Origin of the sequence: Janthinobacterium saanense (genome assembly GCF_014200675.1) — a bacterium.
Taxonomy (GTDB): Bacteria; Pseudomonadota; Gammaproteobacteria; order Burkholderiales; family Burkholderiaceae_D; genus Janthinobacterium.
Genome location: NZ_JACHCI010000023.1, coordinates 85,421 through 92,143, shown reverse-complemented (window position 1 = coordinate 92,143; position 6,723 = coordinate 85,421). Strand labels below are relative to the sequence as shown.

General features: G+C 63.2%; 6 protein-coding genes. 3 read left to right on the top strand and 3 right to left on the bottom strand.

The window, feature by feature from the left end; translation table 11 throughout:
* Positions 1-13 precede the first annotated feature (13 nt).
* Both HDE72_RS23830 and HDE72_RS23825 read right to left on the bottom strand, forming a co-directional pair.
* Positions 14-1,297, bottom strand: a complete 1,284-nt coding sequence (locus HDE72_RS23830; RefSeq protein ID WP_183746925.1) for a cation:dicarboxylate symporter family transporter — start codon at positions 1,295-1,297, stop codon at positions 14-16.
* Positions 1,294-2,217, bottom strand: a complete 924-nt coding sequence (locus HDE72_RS23825; RefSeq protein WP_183746921.1) for a LysR family transcriptional regulator — start codon at positions 2,215-2,217, stop codon at positions 1,294-1,296. Before HDE72_RS23825 ends, HDE72_RS23830 begins: the two co-directional genes overlap by 4 nt.
* Positions 2,218-2,340: 123 nt before the next feature.
* On the opposite strand from HDE72_RS23825, the gene HDE72_RS23820 reads away from it, so the two are divergent.
* Together HDE72_RS23820 and HDE72_RS23815 are read left to right on the top strand one after the other, a co-directional pair.
* The gene (locus HDE72_RS23820) at positions 2,341-3,636 is read left to right on the top strand and encodes a hypothetical protein (RefSeq protein WP_183746918.1); all 1,296 of its coding nucleotides are present in this window, start codon (positions 2,341-2,343) and stop codon (positions 3,634-3,636) included.
* A gap of 72 nt (positions 3,637-3,708) precedes the next feature.
* Positions 3,709-4,764, top strand: a complete 1,056-nt coding sequence (locus tag HDE72_RS23815; RefSeq protein WP_183746916.1) for a porin — start codon at positions 3,709-3,711, stop codon at positions 4,762-4,764.
* Here the strand turns inward: HDE72_RS23815 and HDE72_RS23810 are convergent.
* Positions 4,748-5,656: a DMT family transporter gene (locus HDE72_RS23810; RefSeq protein WP_183746913.1), complete on the bottom strand. Its 909-nt coding sequence runs from the start codon at positions 5,654-5,656 to the stop codon at positions 4,748-4,750. The two genes, HDE72_RS23815 and HDE72_RS23810, sit on opposite strands and share 17 nt — an antisense overlap.
* 149 nt (positions 5,657-5,805) lie before the next feature.
* Between HDE72_RS23810 and HDE72_RS23805 the strand changes: the two genes are divergently transcribed.
* Positions 5,806-6,720, top strand: coding sequence for a helix-turn-helix domain-containing protein (locus HDE72_RS23805; RefSeq protein ID WP_183746911.1), 915 nt, complete (start codon positions 5,806-5,808; stop codon positions 6,718-6,720).
* Positions 6,721-6,723: the final 3 nt, after the last annotated feature.

Sequence of the window (6,723 nt, the reverse complement as noted above, 5' to 3'; positions counted from 1 at the left end):
GTCTTGACCTCAACTACTCGAACCGCCCGGTGCGGACCCGCATGCCGGGTGGTGTGGCAGGGGAGCGGCCTTCACGGCTGTCCCCTATGCCGATTGCCCGTGCCAGGCCGCAGGCGCGCAGCTTGCGGTGGTCCAGCTGCCGGTCCCACGCGGCGATCGCCAGGCAGGCTACGCCATTGCCCGTCAAATTGGCCAATGGCCGGCATTTCAGCAAGCGCTCGATGCCGACGATGAACAGCAGGCTCGATGCGGGAATGTCCGGCACGGCGGCCAGGGTCGCCGCCAGCGCAACGAAGGCGGAACCGGCGACCCCGCTGGCGCCCTTGGAAGTGATCATCGCCAGCGCCACGATGGATAGCAAATGGGCTGGGCTGAGCGTGATGTCCAGCGCCTGCGCCAGGAACACCAGCGCCAGGCCCAGGTAGATATTGCTGCCGTTCAGATTGAAGGAATAAGCGGCCGGTATCACCAGGCTGGCCACCGGCGCGGGGCAGCCCGCGCGCGCCATTTTTTCCATCAGGGGCGCCATCGCCGTGATCGAGGAAGCGGTGCCGAACACCATCAATAATTCTTCCTTGATGTAGGCGATAAAACGCAGCACCGAAAAACCGCAGGCACGGCAGATTGTGCCCAGCACCAGCAGCACGAATACGGCCGTCGCCAGGTATAGCGCGGCCAGCAGTTTGAGCAGCGGCGTCACCGATACCAGCCCGTATTTTCCGACCGACCAGGCAACTGCGCCGAAAGCCGCCAGCGGCGCCGCCTTCAGCACGACTTTGAGCGCGGCCAGCAGGGTCTGGGCGGCCCGTTCGCATAGTTGGGCGGAAGCCTGGCCGCGCTGGCCCAGTAGCGCCAGCAGCGTGCCGCAGGCCAGCGCCAGCATCAGCGCCTGCAGCAGCGGGCTATGCGTGAGGGCGTCGGCGATAGCTGCGGTCAGCGTTGGCGGCTGCGCGGTGTGTACTGGCAGGTCTGCATCGATATGAAAACCCACGCCGGGCCGCAGCAGCAGCGCTGCGGCGATGCCCGTCATCAGCGACAGGGCCGACAAGGCTTCGAAATACAGCAGCGCCTTGATGCCGATACGGCCCAATTGCTTCAGCTTGCCGATACCGGCGATGCCGCCGCTGACGGTAAGGAAAATCAGCGGCACCACCATCACCTTGATGATGGTGATGAAAACGGTGCCCAATGGGTGCATGGCGACCGCCAGCAGCGGCTTCCACAGGCCGAACGCAATGCCGCAGGCAATCGCCGCAAGAATCTGGAAAAACGGGCTGCGCAGCGTTGCCAGTGTCATGCAGCGTCACCGGCCAGCACGCGCCGTGTCAAATCCATGAAGTGGCGCGCGGCCGGTGAAATATCGTGCTCGCGGCTGGCCAGGGTCAGCGGTGCACTGAGGCCCGGTCCGGCGTCGGCGATCTTGCAATACACCACGCTGTCGGCATGAAAACCCTTCATCGAAGCCGGTACGGCCGACACGCCGGCGCCGGCTGCGACCAGGCTGATATTGGTCAGCATGCGTTCGACTTCGATCACTTTCGATGGCGTGAAACCGGCTCGCAGACAGGCGTCCATCAGGTTTGAATACATGCCTGGCGCACCATGCCTGCGCACCAGGATGAAGGGTTCATTTTTCAAGGTGGCCAGCGCCACGGTCGGAGCATGCTTGCTGCGTTTGAGCGGCAGTGCGGGGTGGCCGATGGGCAGCACCAGCAGCATTTCCTCTTCCTGCAAATGGGCGAACAGCACGCCCGGCGGGCGGCTGACGGGCAGGCGCAAGAAAGCCACATTGACTTTGCCGGCCGCCACCGCCTCGCTCAATTGCGCCGCATTCGCTTCGCTGAAATCGAGGCTGACATCGGGCCATGCGGCGCGGTAGGCGCGCACGATTTTCGGGATCAAAGGGTGGGCCGCCGCCGAACTGGTAAAACCGATCGACAGCTTGCCGGCTGCACCACGCGCCGCCTGTGCAGCCCGCGCCGCGCCTTGCTGCAAGCCGTCGAGGGTGGCGTGCGCCTCCTTCAAGAAGGCATGGCCACCGGCCGTCAGTTCGGCGCCTTTCGGATGGCGCCGGAACAGATCAAATCCCAGTTCGTTTTCCAGCGCGCGTATCTGCAAACTCAACGGTGGCTGCTGCATGCCCAGCCGTTCGGCCGCGCGCGTGAAATGGCCTTCTTCGGCGACGACGACGAAGTAACGCAAGTGTCTCAGTTCCATGATGGTCTCTTGGGGTTCTACCCCATCGTTATATTTTTTTAGTATGGGAATGCGCGAGTCAAGATATTTTACATTAGGTTTAAAACTCCCTACCATGTTTATCAAAGACTATCGGAGACCTGCATGAAACGTACTTTAGGTATCGCACTGGGCATGGCGCTGAGCCTGGCTGCATCGGCCGTGATGGCGCAAACGGCAGCTTCCTGCCCGGCCGGGCTGGACCCGGTGGCGCAGTGCTACCAGGGGCAAGATGCGAACGGCGCTTTTTACTGGATCGCAATGCCGAAACAATGGAACCACACCTTGATCATGCACAGCCATGGTGGCCCGCGCCTGTCGGCCATCACGCAAGAGAGCAATATCGAAGACTTGCAGCGTTTTGCCGTCACGGTACGCCAGGGTTATGCCTGGGCCGGCTCCACCTATCGCCGGCCCGGCTATGGCGTGCGCATGGCGGCCGAGGATACCGAGAACCTGCGCCAGATTTTCGTGGCGCGCTTTGGCCAGCCTGCGCGCAGCATCCTGCACGGCCAGTCCTGGGGCGGCAATGTGGCGGCCAAGGGCATCGAGCTGTACGGCAAACAGTATGACGGCATGGTGCTGACCAATGGCATGCTGGCTGGCGGCAGCCTCAATTATCTGCACCGCGCCGACCTGCGCGCCGTCTACCAGTATTACTGCGGCAATCACCCGCGCCCGGACGAAGCGCAATATCCGCTGTGGATGGGTTTGCCGGCGGATGCAACACTGAAGCCGAAAGAGCTGGCGGCGCGTGTCAACGACTGCACTGGCGTCGCCTTGCCGGCGGCCAGCCGCAGCGCACAGCAGCAGCGCAAGCTGGACGATATCCTGGGCGTGATCCGCATCCCTGAGCGCACGCTGGTGTCGCACCTGAACTGGGCCACGTTCACTTTCCGCGACCTGGTCCAGCGCGTGCTGGGCGGGCGCAATCCCTTCTCGAACCGCGGCGTGGTGTATCACGGCTCGCATGACGATGCGGCCCTCAATCGCGGCGTGCAGCGCTTCGATGCCGACCCGCAGGCAGTGGCCGAGCTGGCCCACGATTCCGACATGGCTGGCACGCTCAATGTACCGGCCATCAGCCTGCATGCGATCGACGATCCGACGGCGCTGGTCGAGTATGAAAGCGAATACCGCAATCTGCTGCGGCAGGCTGGCCACGGTGACAGGCTGGTGCAGGTATTCAGCGATGAACACGATCACAGCAAGCTGGCCGACGCCGAATATGCGGCGGTGTTCGACAGCTTGTCGGCGTGGCTCGACAAGGGAACGAAACCGACGCCGGAAAGCATCGCGGCGGACTGCAGCAAGCAGTCGCAGCAGTTTGGTGGCGGTTGCCATATCAAGGCTGGCTACGCACCGCAATCATTATTCGAGAGGGTCAATCCACGCAAATAAAGAGTCGCAAATTTCTGCACGAAAGGGCCAGTCATAGGCCCTCGGCAGCACCATAAAAACACAGGAGACAACATGAAATATGCAATCATCGGCATCGCCCTGCTGGGCGGTATGCCTGGCCTCGTGCTGGCCCAATCGAACGTGGAAATCTACGGTTCGGTCGACGCCGGCCTGCGCAACAAGAGCAACGTCAACCAGGCTGGCGACAGTGTCGTGACGATGGGATCGAACGGCACCTTCCGTTCCAACCGGCTCGGCTTCAAGGGTAGCGAAGACCTGGGCGGCGGAGTCAAGGCCAACTTTCAGCTGGAGTCCGGTTTTAATACCGCCACCGGCGCCTTGAATAACACCACCGGCACATTGTTTCAGCGCGAAGCGCGCGTCGGCCTGGAAAACGCGTGGGGCGCCATCGACCTGGGCCGGCAATACACGGTGGCCTATAAAACCATTCTGGCCTTCGACACTTTCGTCTATCGCTACCCGAGCATCACCTACGCGCTGTCGTCGACGGCCGGCATCCGCCACAGCAATGACGTGCAATACACGGGCCGTTTCAACGAGTTCACCGTACGCGCCGAGTATGCGGCCGGCGAAGTGGCGGGCGACAGCAGCAGCGGCACGGCCAAGGCCGTTGGCACCGTGTATTCCCGTGGCCCGCTGAAGCTGGGCGCTTCGTACACCAGGTCCAAGGAAAACGTCGGCACCACCGCGGCCCCCATCTACAAGGATTACAGCCATGTCGCGGCGGGCGGCGCCTATGCGTTTGGACCGGTGACGCTGTCGCTCGGTTATGTCGATGAAAAGCAGGCCACCGTCGTGACTCGCGATGACCGCGCCACCTGGCGCTGGACTGGCCTGAACTACAGGATCAGCGAGCGCTTCAACGTGACGGGCGCCTGGTATGGCAACAAGGTGCATAACCGCAAGGCCAGCGCCACGGTGGCCGCCGGCGACGGCAAGAAGGATTTATATATGCTGGGCGTGCGCTACGACCTGTCGAAACGCACGGTGCTGTACGCCGAAATCGACCGCAACAAATTCGATGGCGGCTTTGCCACCGGCGGCACCACGCGCTTGAACCAGCGCGGCCAGACGGGTACTTCGGCCGGCATCATGCACATGTTTTAACGCCTGCCTGTAAAGAAGATGCTGGTCTCCCTGGCAGGAAGGCCAGCACGTTGCCGATAATCACCAGGGCCAGGCCGGCGAAAGCTGGTGTGGTCCAGACATAGCCTTCGAGGAAGGTCGACACCGTCAGCGCCACCACGGGAAACAGTACGGTGGCATAGGCGGCGCGGTCCGGGCCGATGCGTCCGAGCAGCAGCAGGTAGGCGGTAAAGCCGATGACCGAACCGGCGATGACCAGGTACAACAGGGAGCCCAGATAGCGGCCGTCGGCCGGCAGCGTGAACGGCATGCCCAGCAGCAGCGCCATGCTGCCGACGATGGTGGCGCCGATCAGCATGGCCCAGGCATTGGTCAGCCCTGGCGCCAGGCCCAGCGCCTGCATGCGGCTCGATAGCAGACTGCCGCTGGAAAAACATAAAGTGCCCAGCAGTGCCAGTCCCAACCCCAGCAGCATGCCGCCATCGTGCCAGTGGCCGCGCATTTGCGGCAGCGACAGCAGGGCGATGCCACCCAGGCCCAGCAACGCGCCGGCGACCACCTGGCCGCGGATGGCCCGGCCCAGGAACAGGCGTCCATTGAGCGCATTCCAGATCGGCGCAGTCGAAAATATCACTGCCACCAGGCCGCTGGGCACCCAGCGGCTGGCGTAATAAAAACACAGGAAGTTACAGCAGAACAGGCCGAAGCCTTGCGCCAGCAAATAGGGCCAGGCGCGGCGCGGTGGCCACAAAGGCTGGCGGCGGGCCAGCAGGATCAGCATCAGCAGCGCCGACGCCAGCCAGAAACGGTAGGCGATCGACACCGGCGCCGGCACGGGACCCAGCTGGAAGGTGATGGCGATCCAGGTGGTGCCCCATATCAGCACGGTGAGCAGGTAAAGAAAGAGGTTCATGTTCGGCGGGCCTGTGGGGGAAAACCACAGCATGGCCGATGGCGCCGGCGGCCGATTGTCTGAGCTTGCGCTCTTCTGCGGCCGGGTCCAGCGCCGGGCAGGTGGGCGTGTTAAGCTTTTCGGTACCAATTATTAGCTTCGATAACACGATGTCCGCCCGCGAAATCCCTGCCGACTACAGCCCGCCCACCGCCGATATTGCGCACAAGGTGTTCCACACCATGGCGCAAACCGAGGCGCGGCTGGAGCGTTATGCTTTGCTTGGCGACAACCTTGCAATGGCGATATGGGACCGCCGCACCGAACATTCGCAAACTTCGTATATCCAGCCGGGCCACCATACGCTGTCGTTTTACCTGGGCGGCGGCTACGGCACCGAGCGCCGCGAGGAACCCGGCACGCACGGTGCGCCGCAATTGCTGTGCGCCTTGCCCGACTGGCATGAGTCGCGCTGGCTGTTACGGGGCAATGTGCGCATGCTGCACCTGTATTTTTTGCCCGAGCATTTCACGCGGCGCGCGGTGGTGGAACTGGACCGTGAACCGCGCGGCCTGACCTTGGCCGACCGTACCTATTTCGAGCACCCGCGCATCGTCAGCCTGTGCCGTGCACTGAGCGAGATGCCGTGGCATGGCCCGGATGCCTCCTTGCGCGCCAATGAGGTCGTGCATGAAACCTTGAGTGAATTATTGCGTTCGCAGGCTATTTCGCAGCGCCAGGTGCGCGTCAGCGGCGGCCTGGCGCCTGCCGTGCGGCGCCGCCTGGCCGAGTTCATCGAATCTGAACTGGCGCGCAATCTGACCTTGGGGATGCTGGCGCAAGTGGCCTGTTTGTCCGAATTTCACCTGGCGCGCATGTTCCGCGTTTCGTTCGGCATGCCGCCCTCAAGCTGGATCGCCCAGCGCCGCATCGACCGCGCACGCCATCTGCTGAAAACCACGGCCTTGCCGTTGCAGCAGGTCGCCGACGCTTGCGGCTACGCCGATACCAGCCATTTCAGCCACCGCTTTCGCGCCGCCACCGGCGTACCGGCCGGGCGTTACCGGAAATGGCTGCTGGGTTGACGG

What these genes read in the sequence shown, in the direction of transcription:
- HDE72_RS23830 (WP_183746925.1), bottom strand. Translation starts at nt 1,297, where the DNA reads ATGACACTGGCAACGCTGCGCAGCCCGTTTTTCCAGATTCTTGCGGCG.
- HDE72_RS23825 (WP_183746921.1), bottom strand. Translation starts at nt 2,217, where the DNA reads ATGGAACTGAGACACTTGCGTTACTTCGTCGTCGTCGCCGAAGAAGGC.
- HDE72_RS23820 (WP_183746918.1), top strand. Translation starts at nt 2,341, where the DNA reads ATGAAACGTACTTTAGGTATCGCACTGGGCATGGCGCTGAGCCTGGCT.
- HDE72_RS23815 (WP_183746916.1), top strand. Translation starts at nt 3,709, where the DNA reads ATGAAATATGCAATCATCGGCATCGCCCTGCTGGGCGGTATGCCTGGC.
- HDE72_RS23810 (WP_183746913.1), bottom strand. Translation starts at nt 5,656, where the DNA reads ATGAACCTCTTTCTTTACCTGCTCACCGTGCTGATATGGGGCACCACC.
- HDE72_RS23805 (WP_183746911.1), top strand. Translation starts at nt 5,806, where the DNA reads ATGTCCGCCCGCGAAATCCCTGCCGACTACAGCCCGCCCACCGCCGAT.